Source organism: Pseudomonas sp. P105, assembly GCF_032614175.1.
In the GTDB taxonomy this organism is placed as follows: Bacteria; Pseudomonadota; Gammaproteobacteria; order Pseudomonadales; family Pseudomonadaceae; genus Aquipseudomonas; species Aquipseudomonas rhizophila.
Map to the genome: position 1 here is coordinate 3,368,808 of NZ_CP126693.1, position 23,056 is coordinate 3,391,863.

Consider the following 23,056-nt stretch of genomic DNA (forward strand, 5'->3'; position numbering starts at 1 on the left):
AAGCCGCGCCCATGGCTGGCTTCGGGCTTCGCCCTCCTCTGTTCGAACGCCTGGCCAGCCCGGCGCAAGACCCTGAGCGGGCGTTGGACCGGCAGGCGCTGCAGGACTCGGTTCATGCCGAACTGCTGCGCCTGTTCAACACCCGACGCGGCCCGAAGGCGCTGACCGAGCCGCCGAGCATTCTGGATTACGGCATCGCTGACTGGACGGCGCTACAACAGCAGCGCAGCGATGACCGTCGCCAACTGACTCGCGAGATCCGTCAGGCCATCAACCACTTCGAACCGCGCCTGCGATTGGGCGAGGTCCAGGTCAACCCTGTGCCGGGTCATCCCCAGCAACTGAACATACGGCTATTGGGCGAGTTGCGCGGTGATCAGCACTCATGGCCTGTGGCATTTGTCATCGAGCCCGCCGGCGACGGCCTTGAGGTACGACATGAGCGACTCGATTGACCCGCAACTGCTGGATTACTACCAGCGTGAATTGACCTGGCTGCGGCATGCCGGAAGCCTGTTCGCCGAGCGTTACCCCAAGGTCGCCAGGCGTCTGGAGCTGTCTCCCGGCGAATGCCCGGACCCGCATGTCGAGCGACTGCTGGAGGGCTTCGCACTGCTGGCCGCCCGCTTGCAGCGAAGACTGGACGACGACTACGCCGAGTTCAGCGATGCCTTGCTCGAACAGCTTTACCCTCTGGCCCTGCGTCCTCTGCCGTCCTGCGCCATCGTGCAGTTCGAGCCCGACCCGAGCAAAGGCAACCTCAATGAAGGCTACCCCCTGCCCCGGGACACGCCCTTGTTCGTCACCACCGACAAGGGGCAGAGCATTCATTTTCGCACCACGGCCGCCGTGCGCCTGTGGCCGGTCGAAGTCAGTGAAGCGTTGCTGCTGGGCAGCGATGAGGCTCAGGCGCTGACGGGGGTGGTGCAGGCGCGTTCCGCCTTGCGCCTGAACCTGCGTTGCCTGGGGGAAAGCCAATGGTCGACGCTGGGGATCGATTCTCTGCGGGTGCACCTGGCAGCCTCACCAATGATCAACGCCTGGCTGTATGACCTGCTCGGCGCCCATGCCGTGAAGGTCCTGGCCGGCCCACCGGGCAGCGTGCCGGAACCCCTGACCGGCCTGCCTGAGATCGTCGGTTTCGCCAGTGATCAAGCCTTGCTGCCGGACGAGGACGGGGTGCATCCCGGCATGCGCCTGCTGGCGGAATACTTTGCCTTCCCCGACAAATTCGGCTTTTTCGACCTGCCACTGGCCGGAGCGTCCAGCGACAGCCAAGCGTTGTACCTGTACATCGTGTTCGACCGCGCGCCCGTCAGCCGCCTTCCGCTCCAGGCCAGCGACATCGCCCTGGGCTGCGCGCCAGTGATCAACCTGTTCCCCAGGACGTCCGAGCCGCTACGCCCGGACGGCACCCGCAGCGAATACCGCCTGGTGGCCGACAGTCATCGAGAGAACAGCGTCGAGATCCACAGCATCCGCGGCATGCGCGCAACGTCGAGCCAGGGGGTGCGCAAAGTACCGGCCTATTACGGCAGCCAGCACGGCAACGACCAGGCCTATTACTGGCATGCGCGGCGAGTCAGCGGCATGAGCCCCAATCGCCTGGGCACCGATTTGATGGTCAGCCTGGTGGACACTCAGTTCGACCCGCTGGCTGACACGCGGGACTACAGCCTCACCGCCGAGTTGCTGTGCACCAACCGCCATCTGGCCCAGAGCCTGCCGTCCGGCACCGCGCTGGGTTTTGAGCGTCCCGGGCCGGTGGCCTGGGCTCGCCTGCGCAACCCGCCCAGCCCGCAGAGCCTGCCACGCCTGGATGGCGAATCGCGCTGGAGACTGGTGTCGCAATTGACCCTCAACCACCTGTCGCTGGTGGAAGGTCCCCAGGCTCTCGACGCGCTGCGGGAAATTCTCGAATTGCACAATCTGCGGGACGAGGCCAGCGCCCGGCGGCAGATCGCCGGGGTGCTGGAACTGGCTTGTGACCGGGTCATCGCCCATGTCGGCGAAGACGCCTGGCGCGGGTGGCGCAACGGGTTGCAAGTAAGCCTGCAACTGGACCCGCAACACTTCGTCGGCAGCAGTGCCGTGCTGTTCTCCGGGGTGCTGGCGCAGTTCTTTTCCCTCTATGCCACCGCCAATCGTTTCGTGCGCACCGTACTCGTTCAGTCGGACAGGGAGGTGAAAACATGGCAACCCCAAGCCGGCAAACCCCTGACGCTCTGAACCTTAGCGAACGTTTGCGGCGCGACCCGCATCGTTTCGAATGGCTTCAGGCATTGCTGGTGCTGGAGCGCGAACAGCCCCAGGCCGAAACCCTGGGCAGCGGCACCGCGCCCCACGCCGAAGCCCTGCGCCTGCGGGGACCGCTGACACCGCTGTTCGCCGCCAGTGAAGTCGAAAGCCTGAAGCAGGAGCCCGGCACGGCACCCATCCTGACCACGCCGATCTTTGGCCTCGGCGGCCCCGACGGCCCCTTGCCCTACGCCTATCAGGAATGGCTGCAACAACGGGCACGGGCGCGCGATCATGCGCCGGCGGAGTTTCTCGACCTGTTCCAGCATCGTCTGCTCAGCCTGCTCTACAAAGTGATGCGCAAACACCGCATCGCCCTGGGTTTTACCGCACCGGCGGCGTCTGCCGTGCAGGCGCAATTGCGTGCATTGACCGGCCTGCTGCCCAAGGCGTTGCAAGAACGCCAGGCCGCGCCCGATGCGGGCGTGCTGGCGTGTACCGCACTGTACGCCGATGGCCGGCGCTCCCTGGCCGGGTTTGCGGCCATCGTGCGCGAACAGTTCGGGCTGCCGGTGGAACTGACCGCCTACAAAGGTGGCTGGCGCGAAATTCCCCCCGCCAGCCGCAGCCGCTTGCAGCCCGGCGGGCGCAACTTGCGCTTGGGCCACAGCGCGGTCGCCGGCACTCGGGTCTGGGACGAACATGCCGGCGTGCGCCTGACCCTCGGCCCGCTGACCGCGGTTCAGGCCAGTGCATTGCTGCCCACCGGCGAGACCCATCCGTTACTCGCCAGCCTTTACGCCTTGTACTTCGGTCCCGATCTGGATTGCAGTCTGGTGCTGCTGATCCGTGGCGCCGGGCCACTGCAACTGGTTCGCCAGGCGCCGCCGCGATTGAGCTGGAACGGTGGCCTGCAACGCCAGCCGAACCTTGCCGTACAACGGATCGAAACTCGCCTTCGTCAGCCGGAGATCGCCTGAAATGGAACTGGCCAGCCTGATCGGACGCCTCAACCCGGACAACCGTCGCGCCCTGGAACGCGCCGCGCAACGCTGCCTGCAACGCAGCCATCACTATGTGGAAATCGAGCACCTGCTGCTGGAACTGCTGGACATCGAAGGCGGTGACTTTGCCTGCCTGTTGCCGCGCTTTGGCCTGGAGCGCGACGCGGTGGCGGCAGAAATCAACAAGGCCCTGGAGCTGTTCAAATCCGGCAGTACCCGCACGCCGGCCCTGTCGACGCAAACCATCGGCCTGCTGGAAGACGCCGTGGTGCAGGCCAGCGTGCTGGGCCTGGACAGCATTCGTTCCGGCTTGTTGTTGCTGGCACTGCTGGACCGTGATGAGCGTCGCAGCCTGTTGCTCAACAGTGCCTCGTCGCTGCTGCGCATTCCCCGGGAGGCCTTGCGCGCCCATCTGTTGGAATGGACCGAAAGCTCGCGGGAACATGTCGGCGGCGTGCGCCCGGTAAAACCCGGTGAGGCACCACCGAAACAGGACCCGGTGCTCGACCAATACACCCAGGACCTGACCGCCGACGCTCGGGACGGACGCATCGATCCCATCGTCAGACGCGACGGTGAAATTCGTCAGTGCATCGATATCCTGCTCAGACGTCGGCAGAACAACCCGATCCTGGTGGGCGCGCCGGGCGTCGGCAAAACCGCCGTGGTGGAAGGGCTGGCCCTGCGCATTGCTGCAGGCGACGTGCCACCGTCGTTGCAGGAGGTCACGTTGCGCGTGCTGGATCTGGGCCTGTTGCAGGCCGGCGCGGGCGTCAAGGGCGAGTTCGAACAGCGTCTCAAAGGCGTGATTGACGCTGTACGCAGCGCTGAAAAACCGATCATTCTGTTTATCGACGAAGCCCACACCCTGATCGGTGCCGGCGGCGCTGAAGGTGGCAGCGATGCGGCCAACCTGCTCAAACCGGCCCTGGCCCGGGGTGAACTGCGCACCCTGGCCGCCACCACCTGGCTGGAATACAAAAAATACTTCGAGAAAGACCCGGCCCTCGCCCGCCGCTTCCAACTGGTGCAGGTCGAAGAACCGGACGAACTCACCGCCGTGGAAATGCTCCGTGGCGTAGCGACCAAACTGGAACAACACCACGGCGTACACGTGCTGGATGCGGCCATTCAGGAGGCGGTGAAGCTGTCCCACCGCTACATTTCCGGGCGACAGTTGCCGGACAAAGCCATCAGCGTGCTCGACACCGCCTGCGCGCGGGTCGCCCTCGGCCAACACGATGTGCCGCCGCCCCTGGAAAGCCTGCGCCATCGCCAGAACAGCCTCAAGGACGAAGTCGAACGCTTGCGCCGTGAACAGGCCACCGGACTGGATCACCGCGAGCGCATCACCCTGCTGGAAACCGAGTCGAGCGGCAACGTGCAGGCCATCCGCGAGCTGGAGACCCGCTGGGGTGAAGAGCGCGAAGCGGTGCGCGAACTGCTCGACACCCGCCGCGAGCTGCTGGCCTTGAGCGAGCGCGCCGACGGTGAAAAGCCCGACACCGAGATCGATAACCGCATCGACCACCTGGCTGCCGAACTGCTGCGTCTGGAGGCCGGCCTGGATGCCATTCGCCAGGACGATCCGCTGGTACCCGAACAGGTGGACAGCAAGACCGTCGCCGCCGTGATCGCCGGCTGGACCGGCATCCCGGTAGGCAAGATGCTCGCCGACGAAGCCCACGCCGTGCGCACCCTCGGTCAGCGCATGGGCCTGCGGGTTATGGGCCAGGACACCGCGTTGAACACCATCGCTCAGCGCCTGCAAGCCTACCGCGCCGGCCTGACCGATCCGCAGAAGCCGGTCGGCGTATTCCTGCTGGTGGGCCCCACCGGCGTGGGCAAGACCGAAACCGCCTACGCCCTGGCCGATGCCTTGTATGGCGGCGAACGCAACCTGATCAGCATCAACCTTTCGGAATACCAGGAAGCCCACACCGTCAGCCAACTCAAAGGCGCCCCGCCCGGCTATGTCGGCTACGGCAGCGGCGGTGTGCTCACCGAAGCGGTGCGGCGCAAACCCTACTCGGTGGTGTTGCTGGATGAAATCGAAAAGGCCCACCCGGATGTGCTCGAGGCCTTCTACAACGTCTTCGACAAAGGCCTGATGGAAGACGGCACCGGCCTGGTGGTGGACTTCAAGAACACGGTGATGCTCGCCACCAGCAACGTCGGCGCCGAACTGCTCCTGGACACGCCAGCCGCGCAACTGGGCAGCGACGCCTTCAACGAAGCCTTGCATAAAGTCTTGCTGCAAGCGTTTCGCCCCGCATTCCTGGCGCGCATGACGGTGGTGGCGTATCGGCCGCTGGAGGAGGCGACGCTGGAAGCCATTGTCCTGGCCAAGCTGGAGAAACTGCGTGGGCGGTATAAGGCCGCGACCGGCAAGCAGTTCGAGTTCGACGCAGGGATCGTCAAGGCCGTGTTGGCCAAGTGCAGCGCGGCAGGAGCAAGGGATGTGGAGAATGTGTTGATGACGCAGGTGACGGGGAAGTTGGCGGAGTGGGTGTTGGAGTGACAAACCGTCGTGGTTCATCGCCTGTTAAGACTTTCTGAGTTGGACCGGAGCCCTTATGAAGTTCTATCACTACACCACCCAGTCAGCGGCCAAATCCATCACTGATAATCAAATCGGCACCCCCGCCGTCCGGGAGTGGAAATGCACGATGAATCAACCTCAAAAGTGGGCCTGGTTCAAAAAGCAGCATGAAGAAGGTTTCTATTTAACGACCATACCACCGTCTGAAATACGAGAGAAAAAAGAAAAACTCGGCATTAGCAAACTGTCAGAAGTCTATGTTTTGTATTTCAACCTCGCATGGATAAAACCAAAACAGATGAAGAAAGTGGATGATTACGTAAATAGCGGATTCATCAAGATTAAAAAAGTTGGCGAGCCTGACAAAATTTGCGCTCAACGCATTGGGGTCAATACCAATCAACTGGACAATGTTCCTTTCCCGGTTGAGTCGTGTTTATGGGCAGGCCCGGTCGAAGGATTTCCTGACGATATTTAAAGGCGCTGAGGACAATCAATGCCCCGCTCCACCGACAGCAACACCACCCTCTCCCTCACCGCGGCCACGCTGTCGGCGCTGTATCCGGAATCGCTGTCCGGCGAAGAGAGCCTCAATGCGTTGGGCTCGCACATCCTCAACGGCATCAACGACGGCCCTTCGCTGACCCTCACCAGCGCTGTCGCCAGCCATGTCACCATGACCCTGCACAAGGACGCCTTGTTGCGCCCGCTGGACTGTCTGGTCGCGGAAATCCGCCAGCTCCCCGCCGACGCCACCGCCGAACGCTATCAACTTTTATTGCGCCCGTGGCTTTGGTGGCTGACCCTGGCGAGCAACAATCGGGTGTTTCAGAACCTCGCCACCTCGGACATCGTCACCACGATTTTCAAGGCCCATGGTTTCACCGATTTCCAGCTCAAACTCACCGGCAGCTACACACCACGCGAATACTGCGTGCAATACGGCGAAACCGATCTGGCCTTTGTTTCGCGCTTGATGGAAGAAGACGGGATTTTCTGGTTTTTCAGCCACGAGCAAGGCACGCACACGCTGGTGCTGGCTGACAACAATGATGCGTTCTTGCCGATCCCCAATGGCCCGACGGTGAATTATCTCGGGCAGAAAATAGGTGATCGGGAACTGCATGGCATCCGCTCAGGCCAGGTGTGCCTGCAAGCGGTGGCCGGGGTGTACCAGGCGACCGATTACCAATTCACCACCCCAACGACTTCGCTCTTCAGCCAGGCCGAAGCCGTCGCCGGGCCGAGTTCGATATACGAGCATCCGGGCGGCTATGACGCCAAGGGCCAGGGCGATGCGTTGACCAAACAACGGGTGGATGGCCTGCGCAGTCAGGAGAAGCGGTTTGTCGGCGAAAGCGACTGCCGTTGGCTGGTGCCGGGGTATTGGTTCACCCTCGCCGGCCATGAAGACTCGACGCTGAATATCGATTGGGTGGTGACCTCGGTCAGCCACGAAGCCAACCACGATAGCTACCGAAACCGCTTCGAGGCGATTCCCAAGGCCACGACTTATCGACCGCCCCGCACCACGCAAAAACCCCGCATGCACACCCAGACGGCACTGGTGGTGGGCAAGGCCGGCGAAGAAATCTGGACCGACGAATACGGGCGGATCAAGTTGCAGTTCCCTTGGGACCGCACCGGCAAGAACGACGAGAGTTCATCCTGCTGGGTTCGTGTGGTTTTGCCCTGGAGCGGCAAGGGGTTTGGCATGCAGTTCGTGCCGCGCATCGGCCAGGAGGTCATCGTCACCTTCATCGACGGCGACCCCGACCGGCCGCTGGTGACCGGTTGTGTCTACAACGGCGACAACGCCCTGCCCTACGCGCTGCCGGCCAACCAGACCCAGTCCGGGATCAAGACCAACTCGTCCAAGGGCGGCGGCGGTTTCAACGAATTGCGCTTCGAGGACAAGAAGGACGCCGAGGAGGTTTTTCTCCAGGCCCAGAAAGACTTCAACATCAACGTGCTCAACGACACCACCGCCACGGTCGGTCACGATGAAACCCTCACGGTGCAGAACGCGCGCACTCGCACGGTCAAGGAAGGCGACGAAACCGTCACCCTGGAAAAGGGCAAACGCAGCGTGACCATCCAGACCGGCAGCGACAGCCTCGATGTGAAGGACACTCGCACCGTGACCGTGGGTTCGGACCAGAACCACAGCACCGGGGGCAACTACGCGCACAAGGTCACCGGTAACTATGAACTGACGGTGGACGGCAACCTGACCATCAAGGTCAGTGGCACCCTGACCCTGCAAAGCGGCGGCAGTTTCGCGATCAAGAGCGGTGCCGACCTGGCGGCGCAGGCCAGCACGTCCATCAGCCAAAAGGCTGGAACCGCCCTGAGCAACCAGGCCGGTACGTCATTGGAAAACAAGGCCGGCACCACCCTGACCAACGACGCCGGCATCAGCCTGGTGAACAAGGCCGCCGCCGAACAGACCGTGGACGGCGGCGGCATGCTGACCATCAAGGGCGGCCTGGTGAAGGTCAACTGACGGGAGCGTGCCAATGACCTCGAAAAAACTCGACGTGGAGCGTGGCGACAGTCACCTGAGCGGGCAACTGGTCGACGGCCACCTCGACGGCCCGCTGCAGATTGAGGAGGCCCAGCGCCCGCAAGCGAAACTCAACTATCAGCAAGGTGAGCTGCAAGGCACCAGCACGCTGTATCACCCCAACGGCAAAGTCTCCGCGGTGTTGCCCTTCGTCAAAGGCAAACTGCAGGGCGTGGCAAGCTTCTATGCCGCCGAAGGCGGGCTGCAGCGCCAGGCCACTTATCGGCGGGGGTTGCTGCACGGTGAAGCGAACAACTATTTCCCCGATGGGCAACTGGCCGAGTCCGAGTTCTATCGTGACGGTGTGCGTGACGGTCGTTATCGACGCATGCACCCCAATGGCAACCCCGCCGTCGACGCCCGCTACCTCAACGGCCAACTGCTGGAACCGGCACACGCTTATGCCGAAGACGGCCGACCACTGGACGCCGAGGGCAAGCCGATTTCCAGGGTGCGCTGGTGGTTCAGGCGCTGGAGTGATCCGGCGCAAGCATAATTATTATCTTTCCCCTTACCCATGTGGGAGCGAGCCTGCTCGCGATGACGGTGGTACAGCCAACATCTCCACCAACTGAACCGCCGCTATCGCGCGCAAGCTCGCTCCCACAGGAAATCATCCCTACCTGTAGGTCCGCACCAATCAGGGAATGAGCATCTGCACCTGCCCCGGCACGACGATCTTGATCACCCCAGCCCAGGTACACATCAGGGTGCTGTTGGCATCGATGGCCGGCATGTTGCCCAGCAGCAAGGTCGGTGGGCCGCCGGGGATCCAGGGCGTAGCGGTGGCAGGAATGCACGGCATGGGTGTCAGCACGCCCAATGCCGCGGCAGTCGCAGCGGCGACGGTCGGGTTAGCCAGGCTTTGACACATGCCGAAGGTGGTGATGTTCACCAGAGGAATGTGATCCATGATATTCGCCGCCGGCATCCCGCCGGTCAGCAACCGATTGACCGGCAGCACATTGAGCACCGCCGGGGCGGCGCCGAAACTGCATTGCAAGGTTGCGGTGCCACAGACTTGCGGGCATCCCATCGCGATGGCTCCCTGAAAAGCGACAGACGCTGAAACCATAGCTCATCCACCCGGCATCAGGCCCGCTGATTATCCTGCAACACGCTAACCTATAAGACCCTGGCGTGCTTGTGACGCCTCTCACCTGCCATTAGATTAGCCAATGATCGATGGCCTCCAAAATAAGCAGAAGGGATAAGCATGGCGTTTACTGATCAGTCCACCCGTGTCCGCGACGGTGAAGAACTCGATGCCAGTCTGATCGACCCGTACCTCAAGGCCCACATTCCAGGCCTGACCGGTACGCCGCAGATCAGCCAGTTTCCCGGTGGCGCTTCGAACCTGACTTACCTGCTGGAATACCCTGAACAGGAATTCGTCCTGCGGCGCCCGCCGTTCGGCCATAAAGCCAAGTCCGCCCACGACATGGGCCGTGAGTTCCGCATCCTCAATCAGTTGCGCGAAGGTTTCCCCTATTGCCCGAAAGCCTACGTGCACTGCACCGACGAGTCGGTGATGGGCGCCGAGTTCTACGTGATGGAGCGGGTCAAGGGCATCATCCTGCGCTCCGACCTGCCGCCGGAACTGGGTTTTGACGCTGCCCGTACCGAAGCCCTGTGCAAGAGCTTCATCGACCGCCTCGTCGAACTGCATCAGGTTGACTACAAGGCCTGCGGCCTGGCCGACCTGGGCAAGCCCGAAGGCTACGTGGCCCGGCAGATCCGTGGCTGGAGCGACCGTTACGAAAAAGCCCTGACCCCGGACGCGCCGAAATGGGAGGCGGTCAAGGCTTGGCTCAACGAGAAGATGCCTGCCGACCACCCCACCTCCAGCATCGTGCACAACGACTACCGCTTCGACAACGTGATCCTCGACCCAGAAAACCCGATGCAGATCATCGGCGTGCTGGACTGGGAACTGACCACCATTGGCGACCCGCTGATGGACCTGGGCAACAGCCTCGCCTACTGGATCGAAGCCGGCGATCCGGCCCCGGTACAACTGATGCGCCGCCAGCCCAGTCATGCACCGGGCATGCTGACCCGTCGCGAGTTCGTCGATTACTACGCCGAACGCTCCGGGATCCGCATCGACAATTTCGACTTCTATTACACCTACGGCCTGTTCCGTCTGGCCGGCATCGTCCAACAGATCTACTACCGCTTCTTCCATGGCCAGACCCAGGACAAACGCTTCGCGCAGTTCGTTCAGATGAACAAACTGCTGGAGCAGATGAGCCTGCAGGTCATCAGCAAATCCACGCTCTGAGCGCATCTATAACAAGGAAACAGCATGTCCAAGACTCAGTTGTTCGACCTCGACGGTAAAATCGCTTTCGTTTCCGGCGCCAGCCGCGGCATCGGCGAGGCCATCGCCAAACTGCTGGCCCAGCAAGGCGCCCATGTGATCGTCTCGAGCCGCAAACTCGAGGGTTGCCAGCACGTGGCCGATGCCATCATCGCCGCTGGCGGCAAAGCGACCGCCATCGCCTGCCACATCGGTGAAATGGAACAGATCAGCCAGGTATTTGCCGGTATCCGCGAGCAGTTCGGGCGCCTGGACATCCTGGTGAACAACGCCGCCACCAACCCGCAGTTCTGCAACGTGCTGGACACTGACCTGGGGGCATTCCAGAAAACCGTCGACGTGAACATTCGCGGCTATTTCTTCATGTCGGTCGAAGCCGGCAAGCTGATGCGCGAAAACGGTGGCGGCAGCATCATCAACGTGGCGTCGATCAATGGCATCTCGCCGGGGATCTTCCAGGGCATCTACTCGGTGACCAAGGCCGCGGTCATCAACATGACCAAGGTGTTCGCCAAGGAATGCGCGCAATTCGGCATCCGCTGCAATGCCTTGCTGCCGGGCCTGACCGACACCAAGTTCGCCTCGGCACTGGTCAAGAACGACGCGATTCTGAAAACCGCCCTGGCGCAGATCCCGCTCAAGCGCGTGGCCGATCCAAGCGAGATGGCCGGCGCGGTGCTGTACCTGGCCAGTGATGCGTCCAGCTATACCACGGGTGTGGCGTTGAATGTGGATGGGGGTTTCCTCTCCTGATGATGTTTCCCCTGTGGGAGCGAGCCTGCTCGCGATAGCGGTGGAACAGTGACATCAATGCTGGCTGATCCAACGTCATCGCGAGCAGGCTCGCTCCCACAGGGGGTTGGTGCAGTGAGCGCCAACAAAAGAATATTTATTCCAACATTTGCAATGCGCGAATATTTATTCCATAAAGAGCCCTTCTGAAAATAAAAACTCAAAGGGCTCTTTCTCATGCGCGAACTCGGCATCGGTCTGATTGGCACTGGCTTCATGGGCCGTGCCCATGCCTTGGCGTTTCACAATGCCAAAGCGGTATTCGACCTCCCCCTGAACCTGAAACTGGCGGCGCTGGCCGATGCCGATCCCCAGCGTGCCCGGCAGTGCGCCCAGAGCTGGGGGTTCGAGACGGCCCACAGCGACTGGCAACAACTGATCGACGACCCGAAGGTCGGCCTGATCGCCATCACCACGCCCAACCATTTGCACTTCCCGATGGCCATGGCTGCGCTGGCAGCGGGCAAGCCGGTTTATTGTGAAAAGCCCCTGGCCGTGTCCCTGGAACAGGCCGACCAGATGCAACGGGCAGCCAAGGCGGCCGGCGTGGTCACGCGGGTCGGCTACAACTACCAGCACAATCCAGTCATTCAACGGGCGCGTGACATGATCCGGCGCGGGGAACTGGGGCAGATCATCAGTTTCCAGGGCGAGTTCAGCGAAGACTTCATGGCCGATCCGACCTCACCATGGTCATGGCGCTGCGAAGCCGCCCACGCTGGCGGCGCATTGGCGGACCTGGGCAGTCACTTGCTGGCCATGGCCCGTCATTTATTGGGCGATGTCGAGGCCGTGTGTGCCGACAGCCAGACCGTACACAGCCAACGCCCCGCCAGTGCCGGCAACACTGAGCAGCGCACCATCGCCGTGGATGACCAAGTCCACGCCCTGCTGCGCTTCACCAGCGGCGCCCGAGGCACGGTCAGCAGCAGTTGGCTCAAGCACGGCTACAAAAACCACTTGAGCTTCGAGATCAGCGGTACGCTCGGCACCCTGGTGTTCGATCAGGAACGGCTGAATGAACTGCGCCTGTGCCGCGTCGGCCAAGGGGGCTTCCAATGTCTGCTGGCCGGCCCGGATCTGCCGGGCTATGCCGCGTTCAGCCCAGCGGCCGGGCATCAGTTGGGGTACAACGAATTGAAGACCCTGGAAGTCCAGGAACTGATCATGGCCCTCGCCGGCCAAGGCGGCGACGGGACCGATTTTGCAGAAGCCTGGGAAGTGGAGCGGCTGGCGGCGGCGATTCGCCTGGCGGCGAGGGAACAGCGCTGGGTGACCGTGACTGGCTGACACACTGCCGATTTGTGCCGCCCTTTGTGGCGAGGGGATTTATCCCCGCTGGGTCGCGCAGCGGCCCCAAAAAATCTGCCTGATACACCGAGGCGTCAGCTTTAGGGGCGCTTCGCACCCCAGCGGGGATAAATCCCCTCGCCACGGGGGACAATGTTCAGGTTGATTGCAACTGAACCAACCGTGCCGCCAGCGCCTTGGCCTGGCTCGCCACATCGGTCACGGCGGTGCTTTCCCACCACATCCCGCGCAACGGTGGCCCCATGGCGAACAGACGACTGGCAGGCTCGCCCTGGGCATCCAGCACCGCGCCATCGGGACGGGCGGCGATGCCCAGGGCCAGCGGGCCGGGCTGGACCAATCCGCGAGCCAGCAGTTGTTGGGGCAACGGTCGTGCAACCCGTCGCCAATCGTATTCAATGCCACTGGAGTTGATCAGCGCAGCCCCCTGCACCACCGTCAGGTCTACCTCGCCCCTTCGGCGAATGCGGATGTTCACCGCTCCCTCGGCAGACGGCGCCAGCCCCTTGAACGACGCTGCCTGGATCCGCAACCGCCCTTCCTCGTGCAACCGCGCCACCAGCTCAGCGCTCAAAGGCGGCGAACGATGATGATGGCTCTCCCACCAGGGTCGTACATGCCGCACGAATTGCCGGCGCTGCACATCGCTGGCCTGGCTCCACAAGCGCCCGATGTGCGCACGCACCGTGTCCAGAGGGGCCTGCCAGTCGATGCCTTCGGCCTGGGCCTGACGGCATTGCTCACGCAGAGCGCGCATTAATTGGCGTGGCGAGCGGAGGCTGTGATCGGCGGCGAGAAAGTCCACCCACTCAGGCGGTTGTCGACGCACATGGGGCAGCAGGCCATGGCGGGAAAACACTTCGATAGGTCCGCGATGCCCGGCCTGCTCGAGGGACACCACGGCATCCACCATCGTCAGCCCTGAGCCAATGATCAACACCATGGATTGCGGATCGAGCCGACGCATCGCCGCTACATCCCAAGGGTCCAGCGCGGCGGCATTCAAGCCGCTGGATTCGGTCTGCGGGGTCCGCGCCGCCGGGAACATGCCGGTGGCGAGCACCGCGAAACGTCCGCGCAACGTCTGGCCATCGTCAAGCGTAAGCAGCACGGCATCACCGGCGACCTGCAGATCCACGGCCTCCCCGCGCACATGCTCCGCCACAGAGCCATTACGGGCCCCCAGCGCCCGGGCTTCCGCCAGGCGCTGCTGCACATATAAACCAAAGATTCCCCGGGGCGGGAACAGCTCGCTGACCGGCACATGCTGTTGATCCGACTCGGGCCAACCACCGGCTTCGATGAATTCGGCGAGCCATTGAGTCAAGTCATCGGCGTTGTCTGGATCGACGCTCATCCGCGCGGCGTTGCCGTTCAAGGTGTGGCCCAGCTCCACGGCGCTGTAGGCCTCGCCCCGGCCCAACTCGCTGCGCGGCTCGACGATCAGCACGTTGCGCCGGCCAGGCAGGCGCAGTAGCTGCGCCGCCAGCATGGCTCCGCTCAGACCACCGCCGATGATCAGGACATCGGCCTCGCGGGTGATGCTGCTGCCAGGTCGATCCAGCGCTGTATGCATGTCGCTCTCCAGGAATCAAATCACCACGTTGCGTACGAATCTTGTCGCCACCGGACCCTCATTGCGATAGGCATGGGGCTGGTTGCTGGCAAACATGAAAAACTCACCGGCGCCTATCTGGTGCTCTGCGCTGCCCAGCGTCAGGGTCAGGCAGCCTTCGAACACATAGAGCTGCTCGCTCCAGCCATCGGCATCAGGTTCGGATGGGTAATGCTCACCGGGCTCCAGGCGCCATTCCCAAAGTTCGACTTCGCGACTGGCGGTGGCCTTGGCCAGCAGCACGGCTTTGCTGCCGGGGATGGTACCGGCCCAGGCCAGTTCGTTGATGCGACTCGGGTCGCGGGCATCGGGGGCCTGAATCAAGTCGCTAAAGGCCACGTCGAGGGCTTCGGCGACACGGTCAAGGGTGGTCAGGCTGACGTTCTTTTCGCCGGCCTCGATGGCCACCAACATGCGCCGGCTGACCCCTGACAGTTCGGCCAGGGTTGTCTGACTGAGCTGCGCGGCGTGCCGCAGGCGGCGGACGTTCTGGCTGACGTGTTGCAGGACGGATGCCCGCTGGCCGTTTTCTTTGTGCACTATATTGCTCATCTGCTGGGGTTGCGCATTATACTGCCCACCTTCTTCGGGCGCATTGTGCGTCCGCCTCAAGTGGCGCGCAAGGTCATGGCATCGGTGAACTCCCCTCAAGCTTCCTCCCGTTTCTCAAGGTTCAGCAAGGCCGAATGCGTGCTGGTGCTGATCACCATGATCTGGGGCGGGACTTTCTTGCTGGTGCAACACGCCATGACGGTCAGCGGGCCGATGTTTTTCGTGGGCCTGCGGTTTGCCGCCGCTGCTGCCTTTGTCGCGCTGTTTTCGTGGCGGCATCTGCGGGACCTGACCCTGTTCGAACTCAAGGCTGGGAGCTTCATCGGCGTGGCGATCATGCTCGGCTATGGCTTGCAGACCGTCGGCCTGCAGACCATTCCCAGCAGCCAATCGGCGTTCATCACCGCACTTTACGTGCCGTTCGTGCCGCTGTTGCAGTGGCTGGTGCTGGGCCGTCGGCCCGGCTTGATGCCGAGCCTGGGCATCATGCTGGCCTTCACCGGCTTGATGCTGGTGTCGGGCCCGGCCGGGGCATCGTTGAATTTCAGCCCCGGTGAAATCGCCACGCTGATCAGCGCCATCGCCATTGCCGCCGAAATCATCCTGATCAGTGCCTACGCCGGCCAGGTCGATGTGCGCCGGGTAACCGTGGTGCAACTGGCAAGCACGGCGGTGCTGGCATTTTTGATGGTCGTGCCCACCCAGGAAAGAATTCCGGACTTTTCCTGGCTATTGCTGATCAGCGCCGTGGGCCTGGGGGCGGCCAGCGCGGCGATCCAGGTGGCGATGAACTGGGCGCAGAAAAGCGTCTCGCCCACCCGCGCCACGCTGATCTATGCCGGTGAGCCAGTGTGGGCCGGTATCGCCGGGCGCCTGGCCGGCGAGCGGTTGCCGGCGATTGCGCTGGTAGGTGCGGTGTTGATCGTGGCGGCGGTGATCGTCAGTGAACTGAAAACCCGCGGCAAAATTGTCAACGAGGCGGATGAGGTGCTCGAGCGCGAACGCTGAGGCAATCGAAAAACCTTTCGAGAAGTTTTGTCTCTAGGAAGATCGCCGTCTTCGGCGGCTCCTACCCCACGCAAAATAGGAAAACTCCACCGGCCTTGTAGGATTCTGCGACAGGCTGGCGGTTGGTGATCGGACGCTCGCCACGTATGATCCCTGACAAACTCCCGCCGAATAGAAGCCTATGTCACTGATAGTTCTATTGCTTTTGCCCTTCATCGGCAGCTGTGTCGCGGCGCTGCTGCCGCATAACGCCCGTAACGCCGAATCCTTGCTGGCAGGCCTCGTGGCCTTGGTCGGCACCGTTCAGGTGGCTTTGCTGTACCCGCAGATCGCCGACGGCGGTGTGATTCGTGAGGAGTATTTCTGGCTACCGAGCCTGGGCCTGAATGTCGTGCTGCGCCTGGACGGTTTCGCCTGGCTGTTCGCGATGCTGGTGCTGGGCATCGGCACACTGGTGTCGCTGTATGCCCGCTACTACATGTCGCCGGACGATCCGGTACCGCGTTTCTTTGCGTTTTTCCTCGCCTTCATGGGCGCCATGCTTGGCCTGGTGATTTCCGGCAACCTGATCCAGATGGTGTTTTTCTGGGAACTGACCAGCCTGTTCTCATTCCTGCTGATCGGCTATTGGCATCACCGCGCCGATGCCCGACGCGGTGCCTACATGGCCTTGATGGTGACCGGGGCCGGCGGGCTGTGCCTGTTGGCCGGCGTGATGATCCTCGGCCATGTGGTGGGCAGCTATGACCTGGACAAGGTCCTGGCTGCCGGCAACCTGATCCGTGACCACGCTCTCTACCCCATCCTGCTGCCGTTGATCCTGATCGGCGCGTTGAGCAAAAGCGCGCAGTTCCCTTTCCACTTCTGGCTTCCCCATGCCATGGCCGCGCCCACTCCGGTATCGGCGTATCTGCATTCGGCCACCATGGTCAAGGCCGGCGTATTCCTGCTGGCGCGGTTGTGGCCGTCGCTGTCGGGCAGTGAACAATGGTTCTACATCGTCGGCGGCGCCGGGGCCTGTACGTTGTTGCTGGGCGCCTACTGCGCGATGTTTCAGAACGATCTCAAGGGCCTGCTGGCCTACTCCACCATCAGCCATCTGGGGTTGATCACCCTGCTGCTGGGCCTCAACAGTCCGCTGGCGGCGGTGGCGGCGGTGTTTCATATTCTTAACCACGCCACCTTCAAAGCCTCGCTGTTCATGGCCGCCGGGATCATCGACCACGAAAGCGGCACCCGCGATATTCGAAGGCTCAGCGGCCTGGTGCGGCTGATACCGTTCACCGCCACCCTGGCCATGGTCGCCAGCGCGGCGATGGCCGGAGTGCCGCTGCTCAACGGGTTCCTGTCCAAGGAAATGTTTTTCGCCGAAACCGTATTCATCTCCGCCACGGCCTGGGTAGAGCTGGCGCTACCCATCATTGCCACCATTGCCGGGACCTTCAGCGTCGCCTACTCCCTGCGCTTTACCGTGGACGTGTTCTTCGGCCCCCCGGCCACCGACCTGCCCCATACCCCCCATGAACCGCCACGCTGGATGCGAGCACCGGTGGAGTTGCTGGTGTTCGCCTGTCTGCTGGTGGGCATTTTCCCGGCCCAGGTGGTCGGCTCGTTGCTGGCCGCCGCCGCATTGCCGGTGGTGGGCGGCCCGTTGCCCGAGTACAGCCTGGCGATCTGGCATGGCCTGAACGCGCCGATGATCATGAGCCTGGTGGCGATGTCCGGCGGCATCGTGCTTTATCTGCTGCTGCGCAATCAGTTCAAACTGGGCCACATCAAGCATCCACCGTTCATCGGCCGATTCAGCGGCAAGCGGCTGTTCGAGCGCTGCTTGGTGCTGATGATGCGCCAGGGCCGACGGCTGGAGCGCAAGATCAGCACCCGGCGCCTGCAAGCGCAGCTGTTCTGGCTGGTGCTGGCCGCCGTACTGGCCGGGCTGATCCCGATGCTCAACAGCCCGCTGGTGTGGGGTGACCGGCCGAAGATCCCTGGCTCCATCGTATTCGTGACCCTGTGGCTGCTGGCAATTGCCTGCGCCCTGGGCGCGGCTTGGCAAGCCAAATATCACCGGCTCGCGGCCCTGACCATGGTCAGCGTCTGCGGCCTGATGACCTGCGTGACCTTCGTCTGGTTCTCGGCCCCCGATCTGGCCCTGACGCAACTGGCCGTGGAAGTGGTCACCACCGTGCTGATCCTGCTGGGCCTGCGCTGGTTGCCCCGGCGGATCGAGGATGCAGCGCCGCGACCCAACAGCGAACGACGCGCACGCATCCGTCGTCTGCGGGACTTGCTGCTGTCCATCGCCGTGGGTGGCGGCATGGCGCTGCTGTCCTACGCAATGCTGACCCGCCAGACACCCAACGATATTTCATCGTTTTACCTGAGCCGGGCCTTGCCCGAGGGCGGCGGCAGCAACGTGGTGAACGTGATGCTGGTGGATTTCCGTGGCTTCGACACCCTTGGCGAGGTCACGGTGCTGGTGGCGGTGGCCCTGGCGGTCTTCGCCCTGCTGCGACGTTTCCGGCCACCCAAGGAAAGCATGCAGCTACCGGCCCAACAGCGTCTGCTGGCACCCGACGTGGTCACCGACCTGGTCAACCCGCGCCACGCCAGTGATACCGCGCTGGGGTTCATGATGGTGCCGTCGGTGCTGGTGCGTTTGCTGCTGCCGATCTCCCTGGTGGTGTCGTTCTACCTGTTCATGCGCGGTCACAATCAACCCGGCGGCGGTTTTGTGGCCGGGCTGGTGATGTCGGTGGCGTTCATCCTGCAATACATGGTCGCCGGCACCCAATGGGTCGAAGCGCAGATGAGCCTGCGTCCGCTGCGCTGGATGGGCACGGGGCTGTTGTTCGCCACGGTCACGGGGCTTGGAGCGATGGCCGTGGGTTATCCATTCCTGACCACCCACACCTGGCATTTCGAGTTGCCGGTGCTGGGTGATATTCATTTGGCCAGCGCGCTGTTCTTCGACATCGGCGTCTACGCCGTGGTGGTCGGTTCGACCCTGTTGATTCTCACCGCCCTGGCTCACCAGTCGGTGCGGGCCCACAAGCCTGGCCTGCATCCAAAACCCATTGCACAACCGGTAGCGGGAGGCGCGGCCTGATGGAAGAAGTCATCGCAATAGCAATCGGCGTGCTGGCCGCCTCCGGGGTCTGGCTGGTGCTGCGACCACGGACGTTCCAAGTGGTCATGGGCCTGTGCCTGCTGTCCTATGGCGTCAATCTGTTCATCTTCAGCATGGGCAGCCTGTTCATCGGCAAGGAACCGATCATCAAGGACGGCATACCCCAGGACCTGCTGCATTACACCGACCCGCTGCCCCAGGCGCTGGTCCTCACTGCGATTGTGATCAGCTTCGCCATGACCGCGCTGTTCCTGGTGGTCCTGCTGGCCTCGCGGGGCTTGACCGGCACGGACCATGTGGACGGTCGGGAGCCCAAGGAATGATGTTGACGCCTCATTTGATCGCCGCGCCGATCCTGCTGCCGCTTTTGACCGCTGCGCTGATGCTCATGCTGGGCGAGAAGCATCGCCCGCTCAAAGCGCGGATCAATCTGTTTTCCAGCCTGCTGGGCCTGGGCATCGCCATGCTGTTGTTGCATTGGACCCAGGACCAGGCCCTGCCCGCCTCCATCGGCGTGTACCTGCCGGGCAACTGGCAGGCGCCGTTCGGCATCGTATTGGTGGTCGATCGTCTGTCGGCGTTGATGCTGGTGTTGACCGGCATCATCGGCGTCAGTGCCTTGCTGTTCGCCACAGCCCGCTGGGATCGCGCCGGCGCGAGTTTCCATGCGCTGTTCCAGATCCAGTTGATGGGCCTCTACGGGGCCTTCCTGACCGCGGATCTGTTCAATCTGTTTGTGTTCTTCGAGGTGCTGCTGGCAGCGTCGTACGGTTTGATGCTGCACGGCTCGGGCCGGGCGCGGGTGTCGTCGGGGTTGCACTACATTTCCATCAACCTGCTGGCCTCCTCGCTGTTCCTGATCGGCGCGGCGCTGATCTATGGCGTCACCGGCACGTTGAACATGGCAGACCTGGCGTTGAAGGTGCCCCTGGTGCCGGAAGCCGACCGGGGCTTGCTGCACGCTGGGGCAGGCATCCTGGCGGTGGCGTTCCTGGCCAAGGCCGGCATGTGGCCGCTGAACTTCTGGCTGGTGCCAGCCTACAGCGCGGCCAGTGCGCCGGTGGCGGCCCTGTTCGCGATCATGACCAAGGTGGGCGTCTACACGATCCTGCGCCTGTGGACGTTGCTGTTCTCCGGCCAGGCTGGTGCCTCGGCATATTTCGGCGGCGACTGGCTGATCTACGGCGGCATGGCGACGATCATCTGTGCCGCCATCGCCATTCTTGCGGCCCAGCGCCTGGAGCGCATGGCCAGCCTGAGTATCCTGGTGTCCGCCGGAATCCTGTTGTCGGCCATCGGCTTTGCCCAGCCAAACCTGGTGGGTGCGGCGCTGTTTTATCTGGTGAGCTCGACCCTGGCACTCTGTGCGTTGTTCTTGCTGGCCGAGCTGATCGAACGCTCGCGCTCGGCCAATGAACCGTCGCTGGAGGACGATCTCGATGTCCTGCCTCGGCCGCTGGAATCCTTGCAACCGCCCAAGGGCATCAACCTCGATGACGAACAGAAAGCCGTCATCGGGCAAGTCATTCCCTGGACCATGGCCTTCCTCGGCTTGAGCTTCATCGCCTGCACGCTGTTGGTGGTGGGCATGCCGCCACTTTCGGGGTTCATCGGCAAGCTGGGGCTCATGAGCGCATTGCTCAACCCTCAGGGGCTTGGGGACAGTGTGGAACCGGTGTCGAACCAGGCGTGGGGCTTGTTGGCGCTGTTGATCCTGTCGGGGCTGGCGTCGTTGATCGCTTTCTCGCGCCTGGGTATCCAGCGCTTCTGGACGCCGCAAGAACGACCGTCACCCTTGTTGCGACCTTCCGAGTGCCTGCCGATCATCGTGCTCCTGGGGTTGGGCATCGCGCTGACCTTCAAGGCCGAGCCACTGCTGCGCTACACCCAGGAGGCGGCCGCCGGGCTGAACACCCCCGAACATTATGTGATGTCGGTGCTCGCTACCCGCCCCGTCCCCGGCCCGAAAGCGGACAGCGCACTGACAGAGGTGCAACCATGAAACGTCTGTTTCCTGCTCCGTGGTTGTCCCTGGCACTCTGGTTGCTCTGGCTGCTGTTGAACCTGTCCCTCAGTGCAGGGCATCTGCTGCTGGGAGCGGCACTGGGCGTGCTGGCACCTTTAATGATGCGCCCGTTGCGCCCCAGGCCCATCCATATTCGGCGGCCCTGGGCAGTGCTGCGGTTGTTCCTGCTGGTGGGTCGCGAAGTGCTGGTGTCCAATCTGGCCGTGGCCTGGAGTGTGATCAACGCTGGACACCGCCCACCTCGCTCGCGGTTCATCAAGGTGCCGCTGGACCTGCACGATGCCAATGGCCTGGCGGCGCTGTCGATGATCACCACAGTGATTCCCGGTACGGTCTGGTCGGAACTGGCCCTGGATCGCAGCGTCCTGCTACTGCACGTGTTCGATCTGGAAGACGAAGCGGCATTCATTACGCACTTCAAGACCACCTTCGAGCGGCCGCTGATGGAGATTTTCGAATGAGCCCATTGCTGTCCAACGCGATCCTGTTGAGCCTGTTCCTGTTCTCCCTGACGATGGTGCTGACCTTGCTGCGTCTGTTCAAGGGACCGTCGGCGCAAGACCGGGTACTGGCCCTGGACTATCTGTACATCGTGGCGATGCTGATGATGCTGGTGCTGGGCATTCGTTACGCCAGTGACACCTATTTCGAGGCGGCGCTGATGATCGCCCTGTTCGGCTTTGTCGGCTCGTTCGCCCTGGCCAAGTTCCTGTTGCGCGGCGAGGTGATTGAATGAGCGGTGAACTGTCGATGTGGGTCGAAATTCCCGTGGCGATCCTGCTGGTGCTCAGCAGCCTGTTCGCCCTGGCCGGAGCGATCGGCCTGGTGCGTTTGAAGGATTATTTCCAGCGCATGCACCCGCCGGCCCTGGCTTCAACATTGGGCGCCTGGTGCGTGGCGCTGGCCTCGATCATCTATTTTTCAGCGCTCAAGTCCGCGCCGGTTCTGCATGCCTGGCTGATACCGATCCTGCTGTCCATCACGGTACCGGTGACCACCCTGTTGCTGGCCCGCGCCGCGTTGTTTCGCAAACGCATGGCCGGGGATGACGTACCGGCGGAAGTCAGCAGCCGCAGGACCGAGCACGGCGGCTGACCAATTCCTGCGGCGTGTCCGTGGCGGCATTGAAGGCAAAGACAGACATGCGCTGTGCGCCTTCACCTACGCATGCCGCCAGAATTTCACCCGATGCATCTTACGAAAATGTCCGGTTCGGAACCGAATCAAGGACATGCCGCCGTCGCGCTTCGCTGCGCTTTTTCAGCGTCAAGAAATCGAAATTTGACTCCATAAAGCCGTCTTCTATCGTTCCCCCCGAGACCGCACCCAGGGACCGGGTGGCCCGGACGCCCTTTGAGGGCGCGGTCGTCGATGTCACTACGATCAAGGAGCAACAAAATGTCTGGAGCGACCCAAACAATTGATGTGCTTGTCACGATTGATGCCGATTACCTGATCGCCCATCCTGGCGATGTCGGCGGCGCAGTGGCCATGCTGGTGAGCCGCGATGCGGTCGACAAGCAAGCCAGCGGCAACACCGGCGAAGGTGGCGACGAGTTGTGGATCGACGTGAACCCCGGCGACAACATCCGCTGGCGCGCAACGACCCTGTCGCGCAACTTCGACCGCGTCGCACTGATCACCAACGTCCAGCAAGGCAATCCTCACCAGGGCGGTGATTACCCAGGTTCCATGTCGACCCCGATCTCCTACAACATCCCGAATATCCCGGTGCCGTACCTGGACAAGGGCGCCCCCCACGGCATCGCCAAAACTGACGTGACCTACACCTTCTGGCAGTCCACGGCCCTGAACGCAGGAAAACTCTGGTACACCGTTACCTTCGTTCTGCTGGACCGGAACCTGAACCAGATTGGTCCGAACTACAGCTGGGACCCCTACATCACTGTCAACTGACAGATCCCTGAGTTGACCACAGCCCTGATCGG

At 62.7% G+C, this 23,056-nt stretch carries 21 protein-coding genes; 18 read left to right on the top strand and 3 right to left on the bottom strand.

Annotated features, from left to right (window positions below; translation table 11 throughout):
* Positions 1 to 11: 11 nt before the first annotated feature.
* Genes tssE through QOM08_RS15140 form a run of 7 tightly spaced genes read left to right on the top strand, consistent with a single transcriptional unit; the run spans position 12 to position 8,846 of the window.
* Complete coding sequence (gene tssE, locus QOM08_RS15110; RefSeq protein WP_316911783.1) at positions 12 to 455, top strand: type VI secretion system baseplate subunit TssE; 444 nt, start codon at positions 12 to 14, stop codon at positions 453 to 455.
* Positions 439 to 2,229 (top strand): type VI secretion system baseplate subunit TssF, encoded by a 1,791-nt coding sequence (gene tssF / locus QOM08_RS15115; protein WP_281459162.1) that lies wholly within the window; start codon positions 439 to 441, stop codon positions 2,227 to 2,229. The genes tssE and tssF overlap by 17 nt, the downstream gene beginning before the upstream one ends.
* Complete coding sequence (tssG, locus tag QOM08_RS15120; protein ID WP_188250795.1) at positions 2,193 to 3,218, top strand: type VI secretion system baseplate subunit TssG; 1,026 nt, start codon at positions 2,193 to 2,195, stop codon at positions 3,216 to 3,218. The genes tssF and tssG overlap by 37 nt, the downstream gene beginning before the upstream one ends.
* A gap of 1 nt (position 3,219) precedes the next feature.
* Positions 3,220 to 5,763: a type VI secretion system ATPase TssH gene (tssH, locus tag QOM08_RS15125; protein ID WP_316911784.1), complete on the top strand. Its 2,544-nt coding sequence runs from the start codon at positions 3,220 to 3,222 to the stop codon at positions 5,761 to 5,763.
* Positions 5,764 to 5,818: 55 nt separating this feature from the next.
* Positions 5,819 to 6,262, top strand: coding sequence for a hypothetical protein (locus QOM08_RS15130; RefSeq protein WP_047225731.1), 444 nt, complete (start codon positions 5,819 to 5,821; stop codon positions 6,260 to 6,262).
* A gap of 18 nt (positions 6,263 to 6,280) precedes the next feature.
* Entirely contained in the window at positions 6,281 to 8,290 is a 2,010-nt protein-coding gene (gene tssI, locus QOM08_RS15135; RefSeq protein ID WP_188250794.1) for a type VI secretion system tip protein TssI/VgrG, read from the top strand.
* Between the two features lie 13 nt (positions 8,291 to 8,303).
* A complete protein-coding gene (locus QOM08_RS15140; protein WP_188250793.1) occupies positions 8,304 to 8,846 on the top strand; it encodes a toxin-antitoxin system YwqK family antitoxin in 543 nt (180 codons plus the stop codon).
* Between the two features lie 144 nt (positions 8,847 to 8,990).
* Here the strand turns inward: QOM08_RS15140 and QOM08_RS15145 are convergent, their stop codons facing one another.
* Entirely contained in the window at positions 8,991 to 9,386 is a 396-nt protein-coding gene (locus QOM08_RS15145) for a DUF4280 domain-containing protein (protein ID WP_047225728.1), read from the bottom strand.
* 180 nt (positions 9,387 to 9,566) lie between these two features.
* On the opposite strand from QOM08_RS15145, the gene QOM08_RS15150 reads away from it, so the two are divergent.
* The 3 genes from QOM08_RS15150 (at position 9,567) to QOM08_RS15160 (ending at position 12,755) form a co-directional block, all read left to right on the top strand.
* Positions 9,567 to 10,634: a phosphotransferase family protein gene (locus tag QOM08_RS15150; protein ID WP_076384387.1), complete on the top strand. Its 1,068-nt coding sequence runs from the start codon at positions 9,567 to 9,569 to the stop codon at positions 10,632 to 10,634.
* 24 nt (positions 10,635 to 10,658) lie between these two features.
* Positions 10,659 to 11,426: an SDR family oxidoreductase gene (locus QOM08_RS15155; RefSeq protein WP_047225726.1), complete on the top strand. Its 768-nt coding sequence runs from the start codon at positions 10,659 to 10,661 to the stop codon at positions 11,424 to 11,426.
* 216 nt (positions 11,427 to 11,642) lie between these two features.
* Positions 11,643 to 12,755, top strand: a complete 1,113-nt coding sequence (locus tag QOM08_RS15160) for a Gfo/Idh/MocA family protein (protein WP_188250792.1) — start codon at positions 11,643 to 11,645, stop codon at positions 12,753 to 12,755.
* 157 nt (positions 12,756 to 12,912) lie between these two features.
* Here the strand turns inward: QOM08_RS15160 and QOM08_RS15165 are convergent, their stop codons facing one another.
* The gene (locus tag QOM08_RS15165) at positions 12,913 to 14,352 is read right to left on the bottom strand and encodes an FAD/NAD(P)-binding protein (protein WP_316911785.1); all 1,440 of its coding nucleotides are present in this window, start codon (positions 14,350 to 14,352) and stop codon (positions 12,913 to 12,915) included.
* A 15-nt stretch (positions 14,353 to 14,367) separates the two neighbouring features.
* Entirely contained in the window at positions 14,368 to 14,931 is a 564-nt protein-coding gene (locus tag QOM08_RS15170) for a helix-turn-helix domain-containing protein (RefSeq protein ID WP_047225723.1), read from the bottom strand.
* Between QOM08_RS15170 and QOM08_RS15175 the strand changes: the two genes are divergently transcribed.
* The 8 genes from QOM08_RS15175 (at position 14,926) to QOM08_RS15210 (ending at position 23,024) form a co-directional block, all read left to right on the top strand.
* A complete protein-coding gene (locus QOM08_RS15175; protein WP_047225722.1) occupies positions 14,926 to 15,951 on the top strand; it encodes a DMT family transporter in 1,026 nt (341 codons plus the stop codon). The genes QOM08_RS15170 and QOM08_RS15175 overlap by 6 nt on opposite strands.
* 181 nt (positions 15,952 to 16,132) lie before the next feature.
* Positions 16,133 to 19,060: a monovalent cation/H+ antiporter subunit A gene (locus QOM08_RS15180; RefSeq protein ID WP_173406896.1), complete on the top strand. Its 2,928-nt coding sequence runs from the start codon at positions 16,133 to 16,135 to the stop codon at positions 19,058 to 19,060.
* Positions 19,060 to 19,404: a Na+/H+ antiporter subunit C gene (locus tag QOM08_RS15185; protein WP_047225720.1), complete on the top strand. Its 345-nt coding sequence runs from the start codon at positions 19,060 to 19,062 to the stop codon at positions 19,402 to 19,404. Before QOM08_RS15180 ends, QOM08_RS15185 begins: the two co-directional genes overlap by 1 nt.
* Positions 19,401 to 21,083, top strand: a complete 1,683-nt coding sequence (locus tag QOM08_RS15190; RefSeq protein WP_160892222.1) for a monovalent cation/H+ antiporter subunit D — start codon at positions 19,401 to 19,403, stop codon at positions 21,081 to 21,083. The genes QOM08_RS15185 and QOM08_RS15190 overlap by 4 nt, the downstream gene beginning before the upstream one ends.
* Positions 21,080 to 21,568, top strand: a complete 489-nt coding sequence (locus QOM08_RS15195) for a Na+/H+ antiporter subunit E (protein ID WP_139049914.1) — start codon at positions 21,080 to 21,082, stop codon at positions 21,566 to 21,568. The genes QOM08_RS15190 and QOM08_RS15195 overlap by 4 nt, the downstream gene beginning before the upstream one ends.
* The gene (locus QOM08_RS15200; RefSeq protein ID WP_047225717.1) at positions 21,565 to 21,843 is read left to right on the top strand and encodes a K+/H+ antiporter subunit F; all 279 of its coding nucleotides are present in this window, start codon (positions 21,565 to 21,567) and stop codon (positions 21,841 to 21,843) included. The genes QOM08_RS15195 and QOM08_RS15200 overlap by 4 nt, the downstream gene beginning before the upstream one ends.
* On the top strand, positions 21,840 to 22,202 hold the full coding sequence (locus QOM08_RS15205; protein ID WP_047225716.1) for a Na+/H+ antiporter subunit G: 363 nt from the start codon (positions 21,840 to 21,842) through the stop codon (positions 22,200 to 22,202). The genes QOM08_RS15200 and QOM08_RS15205 overlap by 4 nt, the downstream gene beginning before the upstream one ends.
* A gap of 303 nt (positions 22,203 to 22,505) precedes the next feature.
* Complete coding sequence (locus QOM08_RS15210; protein WP_047225715.1) at positions 22,506 to 23,024, top strand: AidA/PixA family protein; 519 nt, start codon at positions 22,506 to 22,508, stop codon at positions 23,022 to 23,024.
* Positions 23,025 to 23,056: the final 32 nt, after the last annotated feature.